This window comes from Microbacterium sp. NPDC019599, assembly GCF_040632175.1.
In the GTDB taxonomy this organism is placed as follows: domain Bacteria; phylum Actinomycetota; class Actinomycetes; order Actinomycetales; family Microbacteriaceae; genus Microbacterium.
The window spans coordinates 25,268-41,256 of sequence record NZ_JBEYBL010000005.1 but is presented as its reverse complement, the minus strand read 5'-3'; the positions used below and the strand labels follow the sequence as shown (position 1 = coordinate 41,256).

Annotated in this window: 16 protein-coding genes; 5 read left to right on the top strand and 11 right to left on the bottom strand. The window is 71.7% G+C overall.

Annotated features, from left to right (window positions below):
• The first annotated feature begins 207 nt into the window (after positions 1–207).
• From ABZ477_RS10600 to ABZ477_RS10590, 3 genes are read left to right on the top strand one after another with little or no spacing between them, the layout of a single operon-like run.
• Positions 208–420, top strand: coding sequence for a heavy metal-associated domain-containing protein (locus ABZ477_RS10600; RefSeq protein ID WP_360132087.1), 213 nt, complete (start codon positions 208–210; stop codon positions 418–420).
• Positions 417–2,753: a heavy metal translocating P-type ATPase gene (locus ABZ477_RS10595; protein WP_360132084.1), complete on the top strand. Its 2,337-nt coding sequence runs from the start codon at positions 417–419 to the stop codon at positions 2,751–2,753. The genes ABZ477_RS10600 and ABZ477_RS10595 overlap by 4 nt, the downstream gene beginning before the upstream one ends.
• Positions 2,750–3,079: a metal-sensitive transcriptional regulator gene (locus tag ABZ477_RS10590; RefSeq protein ID WP_360132081.1), complete on the top strand. Its 330-nt coding sequence runs from the start codon at positions 2,750–2,752 to the stop codon at positions 3,077–3,079. Before ABZ477_RS10595 ends, ABZ477_RS10590 begins: the two co-directional genes overlap by 4 nt.
• A 365-nt stretch (positions 3,080–3,444) precedes the next feature.
• Here the strand turns inward: ABZ477_RS10590 and rarD are convergent, their stop codons facing one another.
• Together rarD and groES are read right to left on the bottom strand one after the other, a co-directional pair.
• On the bottom strand, positions 3,445–4,380 hold the full coding sequence (gene rarD, locus ABZ477_RS10585) for an EamA family transporter RarD (RefSeq protein ID WP_360132702.1): 936 nt from the start codon (positions 4,378–4,380) through the stop codon (positions 3,445–3,447).
• A gap of 221 nt (positions 4,381–4,601) precedes the next feature.
• Complete coding sequence (gene groES / locus ABZ477_RS10580) at positions 4,602–4,898, bottom strand: co-chaperone GroES (RefSeq protein ID WP_045275440.1); 297 nt, start codon at positions 4,896–4,898, stop codon at positions 4,602–4,604.
• Between the two features lie 149 nt (positions 4,899–5,047).
• Here groES and ABZ477_RS10575 point away from each other — a divergent pair, with 149 nt between their 5' ends.
• Entirely contained in the window at positions 5,048–6,238 is a 1,191-nt protein-coding gene (locus ABZ477_RS10575) for a class I SAM-dependent methyltransferase (RefSeq protein WP_360132078.1), read from the top strand.
• A 219-nt stretch (positions 6,239–6,457) separates the two neighbouring features.
• Here ABZ477_RS10575 and ABZ477_RS10570 read toward each other — a convergent pair whose 3' ends face one another.
• From ABZ477_RS10570 to coaA, 9 genes are all read right to left on the bottom strand, one after another.
• Positions 6,458–7,039: a hypothetical protein gene (locus tag ABZ477_RS10570; protein WP_360132075.1), complete on the bottom strand. Its 582-nt coding sequence runs from the start codon at positions 7,037–7,039 to the stop codon at positions 6,458–6,460.
• Positions 7,036–8,112, bottom strand: a complete 1,077-nt coding sequence (gene tsaD / locus ABZ477_RS10565; protein WP_360132072.1) for a tRNA (adenosine(37)-N6)-threonylcarbamoyltransferase complex transferase subunit TsaD — start codon at positions 8,110–8,112, stop codon at positions 7,036–7,038. The genes ABZ477_RS10570 and tsaD overlap by 4 nt, the downstream gene beginning before the upstream one ends.
• On the bottom strand, positions 8,103–8,600 hold the full coding sequence (rimI, locus tag ABZ477_RS10560) for a ribosomal protein S18-alanine N-acetyltransferase (RefSeq protein WP_360132069.1): 498 nt from the start codon (positions 8,598–8,600) through the stop codon (positions 8,103–8,105). The genes tsaD and rimI overlap by 10 nt, the downstream gene beginning before the upstream one ends.
• Positions 8,597–9,265 (bottom strand): tRNA (adenosine(37)-N6)-threonylcarbamoyltransferase complex dimerization subunit type 1 TsaB, encoded by a 669-nt coding sequence (gene tsaB / locus ABZ477_RS10555; protein WP_360132066.1) that lies wholly within the window; start codon positions 9,263–9,265, stop codon positions 8,597–8,599. Before tsaB ends, rimI begins: the two co-directional genes overlap by 4 nt.
• A gap of 164 nt (positions 9,266–9,429) precedes the next feature.
• Positions 9,430–9,933, bottom strand: a complete 504-nt coding sequence (gene tsaE, locus ABZ477_RS10550; RefSeq protein ID WP_360132063.1) for a tRNA (adenosine(37)-N6)-threonylcarbamoyltransferase complex ATPase subunit type 1 TsaE — start codon at positions 9,931–9,933, stop codon at positions 9,430–9,432.
• A 118-nt stretch (positions 9,934–10,051) separates the two neighbouring features.
• Positions 10,052–11,176, bottom strand: a complete 1,125-nt coding sequence (gene alr, locus ABZ477_RS10545; protein WP_360132061.1) for an alanine racemase — start codon at positions 11,174–11,176, stop codon at positions 10,052–10,054.
• Positions 11,173–11,607 (bottom strand): holo-ACP synthase, encoded by a 435-nt coding sequence (locus ABZ477_RS10540; RefSeq protein ID WP_360132058.1) that lies wholly within the window; start codon positions 11,605–11,607, stop codon positions 11,173–11,175. Before ABZ477_RS10540 ends, alr begins: the two co-directional genes overlap by 4 nt.
• 152 nt (positions 11,608–11,759) lie before the next feature.
• On the bottom strand, positions 11,760–13,613 hold the full coding sequence (glmS, locus tag ABZ477_RS10535) for a glutamine--fructose-6-phosphate transaminase (isomerizing) (RefSeq protein ID WP_360132055.1): 1,854 nt from the start codon (positions 13,611–13,613) through the stop codon (positions 11,760–11,762).
• 217 nt (positions 13,614–13,830) lie between these two features.
• A complete protein-coding gene (gene coaA, locus ABZ477_RS10530) occupies positions 13,831–14,784 on the bottom strand; it encodes a type I pantothenate kinase (RefSeq protein ID WP_360132052.1) in 954 nt (317 codons plus the stop codon).
• Positions 14,785–14,992: 208 nt separating this feature from the next.
• On the opposite strand from coaA, the gene ABZ477_RS10525 reads away from it, so the two are divergent.
• Entirely contained in the window at positions 14,993–15,925 is a 933-nt protein-coding gene (locus ABZ477_RS10525) for a Ppx/GppA phosphatase family protein (protein WP_360132049.1), read from the top strand.
• Positions 15,926–15,989 lie beyond the last annotated feature (64 nt).

Here is a 15,989-nt window from a genome sequence, read left to right as displayed (position 1 = left end):
CTCCTTGCTGTGAATGAACGCGGGCACGGCTCGGGGTCCGGCCCAGTGGATCAAACCTAATCGCGGGCGGGTCTCTTGTGTATTGCCTTTCGTTAACGATGTGTAACGGCGGGATCGCTCCCGCGGACGGCCTCGGAATACCCCCGACGGGTATATGGTTGGAGTCGGTACCCCTTGGGGGTATCCTTCCGACGAAAGCCGAGTGAGATGACGATCAACGAGTTCCAGGTGACGGGTATGAGCTGCGGCCACTGCGAGGCGAGTGTGCGGCGAGAGGTGGCGCAGCTGCCAGGCGTCGAGGCCGTCGACGTCAGCGCCGCGAGCGGCCGCCTCGTCGTGACGACGAGCGCCGGCATCGCAGACGACGACGTCATCGCCGCCGTCGACGAGGCGGGCTACGAGGCGATGCGGGTCTCATGAGCGCTCACGCTCCCCACGCCGCCGCGAGCGCTCCGCAGCGCGTCGACCTCGAGATCACGGGCATGACGTGCGCGTCGTGCGCCGCGCGCATCGAGAAGAAGCTCAATCGGCTCGACGGGGTCGAGGCATCCGTCAACTTCGCGACCGAGAAGGCGCACGTGAGCGCGCCTGCAGGCATGGACCCGCAGCTGCTGGTCGCCGAGGTCGAGAAGACGGGCTACGGCGCCGCGCTCCCCCAGCCCGTCGAGCACTCGCACCATGCCGAGCCCGAGCTCGCCTCCCTGCGCCGCCGGCTGATCGCGGCGATCGCGCTGTCGGTGCCGGTGATCCTTCTCGCGATGATCCCTGCCCTGCAGTTCCCGGGCTGGCAGTGGGTCTCGCTGGCTCTCGCGACGCCCGTCGTCACGTGGGCGGCGTGGCCGTTCCACCAGGCGACGCTCGTCAATCTCCGCCACGGCGCCGTCACGATGGACACGCTCATCTCGGTCGGCGTGACGGCCGCCTACGTCTGGTCGCTGTACGCCCTGTTCTTCGGGGATGCCGGGATGATCGGCATGACCCACGGCTTCACGTGGACGATCTCGCCGAGCGACGCGGCGGGCAACCTCTATCTCGAGGTCGCCTCGGGCGTCACGATGTTCGTGCTCGCAGGCCGGTACTTCGAGGTGCGGTCCAAGCGCGAGGCCGGAGCCGCCCTGCGGGCGCTCATGGACGTCGGAGCCAAGGAGGTCGCGGTCCTGCGCCACGACCTCGTGTCGGGGTCGCGCATCGAGGTGCGCATGCCCATCGAGGACCTGCGCGTGGGTGACGAGTTCGTCGTGCGCCCCGGCGAGAAGATCGCGACCGACGGAGTCGTCGTCTCAGGCACTTCAGCCGTGGATGCCTCGACCGTGACAGGCGAGTCCATGCCGGTCGAGGTCGCCGTGGGCGACGCCGTCGTCGGCGCGACCGTCAACGTGGGCGGTCGCCTCATCGTGCGGGCGAGGCGCGTCGGCACGGACACGCAGCTCGCGCAGATGGCCCGGCTCGTCGAGGAGGCGCAGTCCGGCAAGGCCGCGGCCCAGCGGCTCGCCGACCGGATCTCGGCCGTCTTCGTGCCGATCGTCATCGGCATCGCGCTCGCGACGCTCGTCGTGTGGCTCCTGCTGGGCTTCGACCCCGCCGCCGCGTTCGGCGCCGCGGTCGCCGTGCTCATCATCGCCTGCCCGTGCGCCCTGGGTCTTGCCACCCCCATCGCGCTGCTCGTCGGAACGGGCCGCGGCGCGCAGCTCGGCATCCTGATCCGCGGTCCCGAGGTGCTCGAGTCGACGCGGAAGGTCGCCACGATCGTCCTGGACAAGACGGGCACCGTGACCACGGGACGGATGTCGCTCACAGGCGCCGTGCCGGCGCCCGGCACCGACCGTGCCGAGCTGCTGCGGCTCGCCGGTGCGCTGGAGCACCCGTCGGAGCACCCGGTCGCCCAGGCGGTCGCGCGCGGGGCCGCCGCGGAGGTCGGTGTGCTCCCGGAGGTCGAGGGGTTCCGGAGCACCCCCGGCGCGGGCGTCCAGGGCATCGTGGAGGGCCGCGCTGTGGTCGCGGGACGCGCGTCGCAGCTGGCTCAGTGGGGCCTCACCGTGGAGGGCGAGCTCGCCGACAGAGTCGCTGACTTCGAGGCCGAGGGCATGACGGTCGTCGTCGTGGGATGGGACGGCGCCGTGCGCGGCATCCTGACCGTCGCAGACAGCGTCAAGCCGACGAGCGCGGAAGCCGTCGCACAGCTGCGCGGACTGGGGCTCGAGCCCATCCTGCTGACCGGCGACAACGAGACGGTCGCGCGCCGCATCGCCGCCGAGGTCGGCATCGACCGCGTGATCGCCGAGGTTCTCCCGGCCGAGAAGCTCAGCGTCGTCTCCGGCCTCCAGGCCGAGGGCCGGGTCGTCGCGATGGTCGGCGACGGCGTGAACGATGCCGCCGCTCTCGCGCAGGCCGACCTGGGACTCGCGATGGGCACGGGTACGGATGCTGCGATCGAGGCATCCGATCTGACCCTCGTGCGCGGCGACCTGCGCAGCGCGGCCGACGCGATCCGCCTCTCGCGCGCCACTCTCGGCACGATCAGGGTCAATCTCTTCTGGGCGTTCGCCTACAACGTCGCGGCGATCCCGCTCGCGGCGCTCGGACTGCTCAACCCCATGATCGCGGGCGCCGCGATGGCGTTCTCGAGCGCGTTCGTCGTCGGCAACAGCCTGCGCCTGCGGCGCTTCCGCAGCCATGCTTCGGAGGCTGCAGCGGCCGCGCGGGCGCCCGAAGCCGACCACCACCAGCACCACCTCGTGAAGGAGACGCGATGACCCTCGCATCCACGCCGAGCGCGGCATCCGGATCGCACGCGCACGCGCACCACGGCTACATCACCGACAAGGACAAGTACCTCAACCGCCTCAAGCGGATCGAGGGTCAGGCCCGCGGCATCCACAAGATGGTCGAGGACGAGAAGTACTGCATCGACATCCTGACGCAGATCAGCGCGCTGACCTCGGCCCTCGAGGCCGTCGCGCTGGGGCTGCTCGACGACCACCTCCGGCACTGCGTCGTGGATGCCGCGAAGCTCGGCGGAGCCGACGCGGAGGCCAAGATCACCGAGGCGAGCCAGGCGATCGCGCGCCTCGTGCGCTGACTCCGGCGTCCCGTACCCCGGCTGGCTGGTGCCGAAGTGACCTCGGAAGCGCTTCCGGCGCGCTCCGAAGCCCGACCGGCCGGAGTTCGGGACGCGCGGGTCGCGGTCAGACGAGTTCGGGCACGCCCGGCTCCGGCGTCCCGTACCCCGGCTGGCTGGTGCCGAAGTGACCTCGGAAGCGCTTCCGGCGCGCTCCGAAGCCCGACCGGCCGGAGTCGGGGACGCGCGGGTCGCGGTCAGACGAGTTCGGGCACGCCCGGCTCCGGCGTCCCGTACCCCGGCTGGCTGGTGCCAAAGTGACCTCAGAAGCGCTTCCGGCGCCCTCCGAAGCCCGACCAGCCGGAGTTAGGGACGCAGTGGCCGGGTCAGGTGAGGTCGGCGACGTCCGAGGCGGCGTCGTCGCGCTGGCCGAGCCGCGCGCGGCGCGCGGCGACGAGCGAGTCGATCGTGAGCAGCGTCAGCGCGACCCACACGAGTCCGAAGCCGATCCAGCGCTCGACCGACATGGGCTCGTCGAGCACCCACACGCCGATGATGAACTGCAGGATCGGCGCGACGAACTGCAGGATGCCCATGAGCGTCAGGGGCGCGCGGCGGGCACCGGCGGCGAAGAACAGCAGCGGCGTGGCGGTGGCGACGCCTGCCACGAGCAGCAGCGCGGTGTGCAGGGTGGAGCCCTGGCCCATCGTGAGACCCGTCGTGAGTCCCACGACGACGAGCTGGAGGATCGCGACGGGCGTGAGCCACAGCGACTCGAGCGTCAGGCCGCTCACGGCGTCGACGGAAGGCCCGATCTGCTTCTTCACGAGGCCGTAGAAGCCGAACGTGAAGGCGAGCGTGAGCGCGATCCACGGGAACGCGCCGTACCCGAACACGATGACCGCGACGGCCGCCGCGGCGATGCCGATCGCGATCCACTGCACGACCCGCAGCCGCTCCCGCAGCACGATGACCCCGAGAAGCACCGTCACGATCGGGTTGATGAAGTAGCCGAGGCTCGTCTCGACGACGTGCCCCGTCAGCGTGCCGATGAGGTAGACCTGCCAGTTGACGTAGATGAGCGCGCCCGCGGCCATCGTCCAGCCCACGAGCCGCCGGTTGCGCAGGATTGCGACGAGCTTGGGCCACGTGCGCGTGACCGTCAGGAGGATCGCGCAGAAGGCGAGCGAGAGGATGATGCGCCACGCGACGACCTCGAACGGTCCCGTCGGCGCGAGCGCGAGGAAGTAGAGCGGCAGGAAGCCCCACAGCAGGTACGCGATGAAGGCGTAGACACCGCCGAGTGCGTGCTGCCTGGACAGGTCGGCTCCGGATGCCGCGTCCCCGCGTCCTCCGCCCGCGCGGCCCGTCGTCGCGGCCGGCGGGGAGGAAGGTTCGGGGCTCACTCACCCAGCGTAGGACGCCTCGCACGGCCCGAGGCCGGGGTGCGGCATCCGCTCTGCCGACCTCCGACCGATTACTGCCAGGGCATGAAGAAGGGGCCCGGATGCCGAAGCATCCGGGCCCCCTCAGGAAGCTGTCGTCAGCGGACGACGACCGCGAGCACGTCGCGAGCCGACAGGACGAGGAACTCGTCACCGCCGAACTTGACCTCGGTGCCGCCGTACTTGCTGTAGATCACGCGGTCGCCGACGGCGACGTCGAGCGGGATGCGGTTGCCGTTGTCGTCGATGCGGCCCGGGCCCACAGCCACGACCTCGCCCTCCTGGGGCTTCTCCTTGGCGGTGTCGGGGATGACCAGACCGCTGGAGGTGGTCTGCTCGGCCTCGACCTGCTTGATGACGATGCGGTCCTCGAGCGGCTTGATGGAAACCGACACGGGTCTACCTCTGCTTTCCTTGAGAAACAAGACTCGTTAGCACTCACATAGGGCGAGTGCTGATCCAGTCTAGGCATTCGGCTGGCACTCTTGCAACGTGAGTGCCAAGTGTCGTCACACAACGCCACGCGCGCCCGTACGCTTGCCGGATGGATCTCGCAGAGCTCACCGCGCTGCTGACCCCCGAGGGTCTGCGACTGCTCGACACGCTCCCCGCGATCGACTCCACCGATGACGTCGCGCGCACCGTTTCGCGGCTGCGTGCGGCCGGGCACTCTCCCGGGCTGGTGTCGGCTGTCGTGGGTCAGGCGCGGCTGAGGACGCGCGCGCACGCCAAGTTCGGCGAGTTCGCGGAACGGATGCTGTTCACCCGCGCAGGTCTCGAACAGGCCACCCGCCTCGGGATCTCCGCGAGGCACGCGGCCCGGTTCCGCGCCGCCGGAGCGACCTCGGTCGCCGACCTCGGCTGCGGCATCGGCGGAGACGCGCTCGGGCTCGCGGCGCTCGGGCTGAAGGTCGTGGCCGTGGACGCCGACGAGGTCACGGCGGCGATCGCGGCCTACAACCTCGCCCCGTTCGGGGACGACGTCTCCGTGCGGCACGCGCGCGCGGAGGACGCCGTCGAGGGGCTCGACGTCGAAGCGTACTGGCTCGACCCGGCGCGGCGCACGGCGGGACACAGCGAGACGTCGCGCACGCGACCTGAGGACTGGTCGCCCTCGCTGGACTGGGTCTTCGACCTGGCGTCGCGGCATCCCACCGGCGTCAAGCTCGGCCCCGCGCTCGACCGCGCACTGCTGCCCCCCGACGCCGAGGCGCAGTGGGTGAGCGCGGAGGGCTCGACGATCGAGCTGGTCGTCTGGACGGGGATGCTGGCACGCGACGGCGTGCGCCGGGCCGCCCTGGTCGTCCGGGGGGAGTCGGCGTGGGAGCTCACGGGCGGGACGGATGCCGAGGACGAGCCGGTGCGCGCGCTCGGCGCGTTCATCCACGAGCCGGACGGCGCCGTGATCCGCGCCCGGCTCATCGGCGATGTCGCCCGGTCGCTCGAGGCCGGGATGATCGACGAGCACATCGCGTACCTCACCTCGGATGCGCCGCTGACCTCGCCGTTCGTGGCGTCGTTCCGTGTGCGGGAGGAGCTTCCCGCCGACACGAAGAAGCTCGCGAAGGCCCTGCGCGAGCGCGGCATCGGGCGCCTCGAGATCAAGAAGCGCGGAGTGGACATCGACCCCGCCGCCCTGCGGAAGTCGCTCGCGCTGCGCGGCGACGAGTCGGCGACGCTCATCGTGACCCGCATCGGCCAGAAGCGCGTCGCGCTCCTGGCCGACCGCGTCTGAACCCGGCCGTTCTCGTCGGAATGCGTGGCGTTTCGTCTCGGTCGCTTCGCTCCCTCGCTCAACGACCGGAATGGGTTCGGTCGTTGAGCGAGCGAAGCGAGACGAAACGCCTCGGCCCGGCGAACGCCCGACCCACGAGCTTGTCGCCGCCCGGAATGGGTTCGGTCGTTGAGCGAGCGAAGCGAGACGAAACGCCTCAGCCCGGCGAACGCTTCGGGCTCAGCCGATGAGACCCGCGCTCGTCGCGGCGAAGAGCAGCCAGCCGGCGCTGTAGAGCATCGAGACCGCGGCGATGGCGAGGGCCCAGATCGCGACGGCGCGGCTCTCCAGCGGACGGCGGAGGGCGATGATCGCAGCGACGATCGCCGCGACGGCCACCGGGAAGCCCCACCCCACGAACAGCGAGGCGATGAGCGCGACGATGGCGAACGCGAGCGCCCACCCGGCGATGCCGCGCGCCGGGGGCGCGGGCTGAGGCATCGCCCACATCAGGACGGGCTCGGGCTGATCGCCATCGGGATCGTGCGGTGCGGACTCGGCCGTGATCGCGACGGGAGCCGTCGGCAGCCGCTGGAAGCCGCCTCGGTGGGCGCCCGGGAGCGTCGACTCGGCACCGACCGGCGCGACGTCCTCCGTCGGCTGCATCGTGCTCGCGGGCTCGGGGCGGATCGCCGCGGCAGGCGAGGCAGGCGGGGAGGAAGGCTCGACCGGCTCGACCGGCTCGACCGGCTCGACCGGCTCGACGGCGGGCTCGGGCCGCGCGGCCTCGCCCGTGCCAGGCTCCGGCTCGCGGTCGCTCACGCCGCGACCCCCTCCGCCACCTGGATCTCGGTCACAGGGAGCGTCGAGTCGGCGCCGAACTCGAGCGTCGAGGGGCGGCGGCCCGACATGATGAGCTCCGATGCGAGCGCCGCGATCATGGCGCCGTTGTCGGTGCAGAGCGACAGCGGAGGGATGCGGACGGTGACGCCGACAGCATCCGCCCGCTCGAGGGCCACGTCGCGCAGGCGCTTGTTCGCGATGACGCCTCCGCCGAGGAGCAGGCGCGGCACACCGTGGTCCTTGCAGGCGGCGAGCGCCTTCGTCACGAGCACGTCCACGACGGCTTCGCGGAAGGACGCCGCGATGTCGGCGACGGGCACGTCCTCGCCGGCCGCCTCGCGCTGCTCGACCCACCGCGCGACGGCGGTCTTGAGCCCCGAGAACGAGAAGTCGTAGCGGTGGGAGGCCATGTCGGACGCGCGCGAGAGGCCCCGCGGGAACGGGATCGCCTTGGGGTCGCCCGTGAGCGCCGCGCGGTCGATCTGCGGACCTCCGGGGTACGGCAGGCCGAGCAGGCGAGCGACCTTGTCGAAGGCCTCGCCGGCGGCGTCGTCCATCGTCTCGCCGAGGAGCTCGACGTCGGTCGTGAGGTCGCGGACGAGGAGGAGCGACGTGTGTCCGCCGCTCACGAGGAGCGCGACGGTGGGGTACTCGAGTGGCGGGGCGTCGGCGTCGAGGATGTCTGCGGCGATGTGCCCCACGAGGTGGTTGACGGCGTACAGCGGCCGCTCGAGCGAAACCGCGAGCGCCTTCGCAGCGCCGACGCCGACCATGAGGGCTCCCGCGAGGCCGGGTCCCGACGTCACGGCGACCGCGTCGATGTCGGTGAGCGCAACGCCCGACTCGGCGAGCGCGGCCTCGATCGACGGCTGCAGCGCCTCGAGGTGCGCGCGGGCGGCGACCTCGGGGACGACCCCGCCGTAGCGCGCGTGCTCGTCCATGCTGCTCGCGATGGTGTTGCTCAGGAGCGTGCGGCCGCGGACGATCCCGATGCCCGTCTCGTCGCAGCTCGTCTCGATCCCGAGGACCAGCGGTTCGGGGCTCACGTGCACACTCCCGCGTCCTCGGGGTCGGGCTGACGGCGGGCGTCCCAGGCGGTCAGGTCGAGGCGCATCACGACGGCGTCGACGTCGTCGGGCTGGTAGTAGCGGGGGCGCCGGCCGACCTCGGCGAAGCCCTCCGACGCGTACAGCGACTGCGCGACGGGGTTGTCGGCCCGCACCTCGAGGAACACCTCGTGCACGCGGCGGGCGGATGCCTCGGTCAGCAGCGCCTCGAGCAGCACACGTCCGCGACCCCGGCCGCGGGCGGACTCGGCGATCGCGATCGTCTGGATGTCGGCATCCCGCGATCCCTGCGGAGCGCGCAGGCCCCCGTATCCGACGAGCCGGCCCGCCTCCTCCGACACGAAGTAGCGGCCGTGCGGCGAGGAGAGCTCTTCGCGCATCATGGGCTCCGACCACGCGTCGGTCGGGAACGAGGCGCGCTCGATCGCCATGATGGCGGCGAGATCCTCGGGAGTCGCGGGGCGGATGCTCACGCCGCACCCCCTGTCACGCGCTTGGGTCCGGTGGGGAGCGTCACGTCCGGCGAGCGGAGGTAGAGCGCGTCGGCGGGACCGATCGTGCGGCCCGCGGCGATCGCGCGCGCGGCCGTCAGGGCGAGCATCGCCGCCGGGATCCGGTCGGCGTCGCGGCGCAGCACTCCCTCGCGTTCGAGCACTCCGTCGAGCTCGTCCCGCGGCGCGAGCGCCGAGTCGACGGCGCGGATCGGCAGGCCGTCGTCGTCGATCCCGCGGTACACCGTGTAGGCGAACTCGCGCCTGCGCGCGTCGGTAACGACGGCGAAGGGATCGTCGTCGGTGTTGTCGCGCCCGCCCGTCAGCGCCGAATGCAGCAGGAGCTCGAGCGCGACGGCGTCGTGGCTCACGACCGGGACGAACGGGATGCCGCGGCCCAGCGCGAACGCGTGCGCGGCTGCGATCCCGACGCGGAGTCCCGTGAACGGGCCAGGCCCCATGCCTCCTGCGACATATGAGACGTCACCTGGGCGGACGGATGCCTCGGCGAGCGCCCGCCGGATGAGCCCGCCGATGACCTCGGCGTGCCCGCGGGGGTCGGCGCTCTCGATCTGCGACCGGACGACGCCGTCCTCCTCGACGACGGCTACGGCCGTGCCGAGCGACGTGTCGATGCCGAGGATCACCCATCCAGGCTAGTCGGGCAGGACGAACACGGCTTGCTACCGCCTTCTCGGTCGTTGAGCGAGGGAGCGAAGCGACCGAGACGAAACGCCCCGGACTCGGCCTCCACGCCGGGCTCGGCGCGTTTCGTCTCGCTCCGCTCGCTCAACGACCGAGGGCGAGGGGGCTACGGGCGGTGGGAGACAGTCACGAGGCGCGGGGCGTTGGCGTCGAGCTCGGCGGCGGCGGGACCGCTCGTGCCGCAGGCGGAGTCCACGCCCGTGCCGCCCCACTCGCGCTCGAGCTCGATCTCCCACCAGGCGTCCGCGACGGCGTCGATGAGGCCGCGGCCCCACTCCACGATCACGACCGAGCCCTCGAAGTCGATGTCGAGGTCGTCGAGCTCGGCGGCCGAGCCGAGGCGATACGCGTCGACGTGCACGAGCGGGGCTCCGCCGACGAGCGAGGGATGCGTCCGGGCGAGGACGAACGTCGGGCTCTGGACGGGGCCGCGTACGCCGAGCCCGCGCCCGATGCCTCGCGTGAGCGTCGTCTTGCCCGCGCCGAGCGGACCGGTCAGCACGACGATGTCGCCGGGGCGCAGCATCCGTCCCAGTCGCTCGCCGAACTCCTCCATGTCCTCCGGCGAGGTGATCTCGCGCCGGCCCTCGAGGGTCTCCAGGCCCGTCATGCCGGGCCTCCTGTGCACAACGTCGCCAATCTGGGCCACCCGGCATCCCGAGTCCGCGTTCCGGCGGCGGCACAGCCCGGCTTGGAGACGTTCTGCACGCGCGAGTCGCCGAACCGGGTCATGCCGAGACCTGCCGGCGCGGCACGCGGGGTCCGATGCGCGTCACGATCTCGTAGTTGATCGTGCCGGCGGCATCCGCCCAGTCCTTCGCGGACGGCACACCGAGGGTCGGATCCCCGAAGAGGACGGCCTCATCGCCGACCGAGACGGGCTGATCGCCGACGTCGACGACGAACTGGTCCATCGCGATGCGGCCCGCCACGCGGAACAGCGTGCCGCCGATCCACACCGGCCCGCCACCCGAGGCATGGCGCGGCACACCGTCCGCGTAGCCGAGCGGGATGAGCGCCAGGGTCGTCTCACCCTCCGTTCGGTACGTGTAGCCGTACGACACCCCGTGATCGGCGGGCACGCGCCGCACGGCCGCGACGGGGGCCCGCAGGGTCATCGCAGGCCGAAGTCCGAGATCGCCCGAGTCGCGGTCGTCGAAGGGCGAGAGGCCGTAGATCGAGACGCCGAGGCGCACGCAGCCGAGCCGCGCCTCGGGGAGGTCGATCGCGGCGTTCGACGCCGCGATGTGCCGCAGCTGCGGCGCGAGGCCGACGGATGCCGCGACCGCGACCCCCTCTTCGAACCGCTGCAGCGCGGCCCGATCGTCGTCGGCCGAGGTGTTCGAGACGTGGCTGAAGAGCCCGATCACGCGGAGCTTGCCGATGCGCTCCAGCCGGGCGGCTTCGGCGGCCACGACGCGCCAGTCCTCCGGCGCGATGCCGTTGCGCCCGAGGCCCGTCTCGAGCTTGAGGTGCACACCGACCGGTCGGTCGACGGATGCCGCGGCCCCCGCCTGCAGGAGTTGGTCGAAGCTCGAGATGCCGAGCTCGATGCCCGCGCCCGCCGCCTCGTGGAAGTTCGCGCCCGGCGCGTGCAGCCACGCGAGGATGGGGGCCGAGATTCCGCCGCGTCGCAGGGCGAGCGCCTCGCCGATGTCGGCGACGCCGAGCCGGCTCGCGCCGCCCTCGAGCGCCGCGGCGGCGCTGCGCACTGCTCCGTGGCCGTAGCCGTCGGCCTTGACGACCGCGATGACCTCGGACTCGGTCAGACGCCGCAGATGCCGCACGTTGGCGGCGATCGCGCCCACGTCGATCGTCGCCTCGCGGAGGATCCCGGCCGGCAGGCGGCTCACAGCATCCCGCCTTCTTCGCTCGGCGAGAAGCCAGAAGTTCGGGCCACCGAGCGTCGAGTCGCCAGATCTTCCGGCGACTCGCGGGCCTCGGCGACGACATACGCCGTCGCGTACAACCCGTCGTGCGACATCGACAGGTGCAGGGCGGTGATCCCGCGGTCGGCGACGACGGCGGCGGTCGAGCCCGACAGCACGAAATGAGGACGACCGGATGCCTCGGATGCGACTTCGACCTCGCTCCAGTGCAGGCCGTCAGAGCCGCCGAGCGCCTTGATGAGCGCCTCCTTCGCCGCATAGCGCGCGGCGAGCGACCGCGGCGCGCGGGTGCGCTCGGCCGCCGAGAAGAGGCGGTCGAGCAGCCGCGGAGTGCGCTCGATGGTGCGCTCGAAGCGGCCGATGTCGACGAGGTCGACGCCGATCCCGACGATCATTCAGCCTCCCGGATGCCGCTCCCGCGGCATCCGTCACCCTATCGCGCGCTTCGGAGATCGGTCGTTGAGCGAGCGAAGCGAGATGAAACGCCTGCGCGCGGCTCACGCGTTTCGTCTCGTCGCTTCGCTCCTCGCTCAACGACCGGAAACGGTCACTCGACCGTGACGGACTTCGCGAGGTTGCGCGGCTGGTCGACGTCGAGGCCCTTCGCCGTCGCGAGGCCCATCGCGAAGATGTGCAGCGGGACGACCGCGAGGATCGGCTCGAAGAGCGGCTCGGCGAGCGGGATGCGCAGCACCTCGTCGGCGTACGGCAGGACGGCGGCGTCGCCCTCCTCCGCCACGACGATGACGCGGGCGCCGCGGGCGCGGATCTCCTGGATGTTCGAGACGACCTTGGAGTGCAGCACGGGCGACTCGCGCGGCGACGGCACGATGACGAAGACGGGCTGGCCCGGCTCGATGAGCGCGATGGGCCCGTGCTTGAGCTCGCCCGCCGCGAAGCCCTCGGCGTGGATGTAGGAGATCTCCTTGAGCTTGAGCGCGCCCTCGAGCGCGATCGGGTAGCCCACGTGGCGGCCGAGGAAGAGCACGGAGCGCGTGTCGGCCATCCAGCCGGCGAACTGCTCGATGCGCTCCTGCTCGCGCTCGAGCACGAGCTGGATCTTGCCGGGGACCGCCTCGAGCTCGAGCACCTGCTGGGCCACCTCGGTCGCGGAGAGCGTTCCGCGCACCTGGCCGATGTGTAGGGCGAGCAGGTACAGCGCCGTGATCTGGGCGACGAACGCCTTCGTCGAGGCGACGGCGACCTCGGGGCCGGCGTGCGTGTAGACGATGGCGTCGGACTCGCGCGGGATCGTCGCCCCCTGCGTGTTGCAGATAGAGAGCGTGCGGGCGCCGTGCTCGCGCGCGTACTTGACGGCCATGAGCGTGTCCATCGTCTCGCCGGACTGGCTGATCGAGACGACGAGGGTGTCGGGGCCGATCACCGGGTCGCGGTAGCGGAACTCGTGCGCGAGCTCGACATCGACCGGAATGCGCGTCCACTGCTCGAGCGCGTACTTGCCGACCGCGCCGGCGTAGGCGGCCGTGCCGCACGCGATGACGATGATGCGGTTGATGTCGGCGAACAGCTCGTCGAGGCCGTCGAGCTCGGGGATCGCGACGGCGCCGTCCCGGATGCGGCCGCGCAGCGTGTTGGCGACGGCCTCGGGCTCTTCCGAGACCTCCTTGGCCATGAACGACGACCAGCCGCCCTTGTCGGCGGCTGCGGCATCCCACAGCACTTCGAAGGGCTCGACCTCGACCGGGCCGCCGGAGAAGTCCGTCACCGTGACGCCGGCGGGCGTGATCGCGACGATCTCGTCCTGCCCGATCGCGAGGGCGTGGCGGGTGTGCTCGACGAACGCGGCGACGTCCGAGGCGAGGAAGTTCTCGCCGTCGCCGAGCCCGATCACGAGCGGAGAGTTGCGGCGGGCGCCGACGACCAGCCCGGGGTGGTCCTCGTGCATCGCGAGCAGCGTGAAGGCGCCGTCGAGCCGGGCCACCGTCGCGCGGAAGGCGTCGACGAGGTCGCCGCCGTTCCTGCGGTACTCGTGGCCGAGGAGGATCGCGGCCGCCTCGGTGTCGGTCTCGCTGCGGAAGTCATAGCCCTCGGCGACCAGGTCGGCCTTGATCTCGGAGAAGTTCTCGATGATGCCGTTGTGGATGAGGGCGAGCTTGTCGTCGTCCGCGAGGTGGGGGTGCGCGTTGGCGTCGGTAGGCCCGCCGTGCGTCGCCCAGCGCGTGTGGCCGATGCCGGTCGTGCCGTCGGGCAGCGGCTCGGAGGTCAGGTCGTCGCGCAGGACCTGGAGCTTTCCGGCCCGCTTGCGCATCCCGAGATCCCCTTCGCCGTCGATGACGGCGATGCCTGCCGAGTCGTATCCGCGGTACTCGAGCCGCGCCAGCCCCGACAGGAGGATGGCCTGGCTCGGCCGCGGGCCCACGTATCCGACGATTCCGCACATGCCCTCAATGGTAGGCGGGGGGTTTGGTCAGGAGCCCGAACAAACGGATGCTGTCCGCCCGGCGACCAACGCCACCCCGCCCCGACCGACAGGTCAACCACGCGTTTGCAGGCGTATCGGCGTGGATCGATCCTGCGGATCCGTGGTTGACCTGTGGATGAGGGGACGAGAAGGGTGGCTGAGGGGACGAGAAGGGATGCCTCGGGGCCGGCTCGGATCAGAGCTTGCGGAGCCAGACCGTCTCGACGGTGTGGTCGGCGGCCTTCTGCAGCACGAGCGAGGCGCGGTGGCGCGTCGGCAGCACGTTCTCCTCGAGGTTGGGGAGGTTGATCGTGTTCCAGTAGTGCATGGCCCGCTCGACGGCCTGCTCGTCGCTCAGCTCGGCGAAGACGTTGAAGAACGAGTTCGGATTGCTGAAGGTGCCTCGGCGCAGCGCGAGGAAGCGGTCCACGTACCACTGCGCGATGTGCCCGGCATCCGCGTCGACGTAGATCGAGAAGTCGAAGAGGTCGCCCACCGCGACGTCGTTGGGCGTCGGCGGCGGCTGCAGCACATTGAGGCCCTCGACGATGACGATGTCGGGGCGGCGCACCGTCACGACAGCATCCGGCACGATGTCGTACCGCATGTGGGAGTAGTACGGCGCGCGCACCTCGGCCGCGCCGCTCTTGACCTCCGTGAGGAACGCGACGAGCGCGCGGCGGTCGTACGACTCGGGGAAGCCCTTGCGCTCCATGAGCCCGCGACGCTCCAGCTCGGCGTTCGGGTAGAGGAACCCGTCGGTCGTCACGAGCTCGACGCGCGGGGTTCCCGGCCAGCGGCTCGTGAGCTCGCGCAGCAGGCGCGCGATCGTGGACTTGCCGACGGCGACCGATCCTGCGACGCCGACGATGAAGGGGGTCGTCGTATCGTGCTCGCCGAGGAAGTCCGCCGTGTCGACCCCGAGCCGCTTCGTCGACTCGGCGTAGAGCGACAGGAGGCGCGACAGCGGCACGTAGACCTGCGCGACCTCGGCCATGTCGAGCCGGTCGCCGAGGCCCCGCAGCTGCACGATCTCGGTCTCGGTGAGGGGCTGGGCGAGCCCCGCCGCCAATCGCGCCCACTCGCCGCGCGGGATCTCGCGGTACAGCGAGAGCACGTTGGTCAGGGTCGCTGCGTCGTCGGCGGACATCCCGATCATCGTAACGGGTGGGCAGGATGCCGCCGCCCGGCGCCGCGGTCGCGAGGCGTTGTGCCGTACCGGAGGAGCGAGCCGCGGCATCCGACCTCCCGGCGGGGACAACACCTCCTGAATGGGACGCCAGGGCCGGCCCCCGCGGCTCGGGTTTCGTGTCCGACACGGGCCACCGCAGCCCGGCGCCGCCCGCTAGCCTGAACGCGTGCGCCTGGGAGTCCTCGACATCGGATCGAACACCGTCCACCTGCTCGTCGCAGACGTCCGTCCCGGAGGGCGGCCGCACGCCACGACGAGCGAGCGCACGGTGCTGCGCCTCATGCGCTACCTCGCGCCGGACGGCTCGATCACGGAGGAGGGCGTCACGGCGCTCGTCAACGCCGTGTCCCGCGCCCGCGAGGTCGCCGCGAAGGAGAAGGTCGACGAGCTGCTCGCGACCGCGACCTCCGCGGTGCGCGAGGCGACCAACGGCGCCGACGTCATCGCCCGCATCGAGCATGCGCTCGGGCAGGAGCTGCAGGTGCTCGGCGGCGAGTCCGAGGCGCGCTTCACATTCCTCGCCGTCCGTCGCTGGTTCGGCTGGTCGGCGGGCCAGATCACGCTCTTCGACATCGGCGGCGGCTCGCTCGAGATCGCCGCCGGAGCCGACGAGCTGCCCGAGGTGGCAGCATCCGTCCCCCTCGGCGCGGGTCGCATGACGGTGCAGTTCCTGTCGCAGGATCCGCCGGGCGAGGACGCCGTCGAGGTGCTGCGCGACCACGCGCGCGAAGTGCTCGCGCCCGTCGCCGAGCAGTTCCTGGCCCTGCCGCGGCCGGACCATGTCGTCGGATCGTCGAAGGCGATCCGCTCCCTCGCGAAGCTCGCGGGCTACCCCGTTCCCGGATGGTCGGGGATCGAGCGGATGCTGCTCCCCCGCGCCTCGCTCGGCTCGTGGATCCCGCGGCTGGCGCGCATCCCCGCGTCCGCGCGGCAGGAGCTTCCGGGGATCACGCCGGACCGGACGTTCCAGATCGTCGCGGGCGCCGTCGTGCTGCACGCGGCCATGCAGGCGCTCAAGGTCGACGAGCTCGAGGTCAGCCCGTGGGCCCTGCGCGAGGGCGTGCTGCTGCGCTACATCGAGTCGCTCTCCTGGGGCTGAGCGCCCGCTTCCGCTGGGGCTGAGGCCCGGGTCTCCCAGGGCTGATCGCCGAGTTCCACCGGGG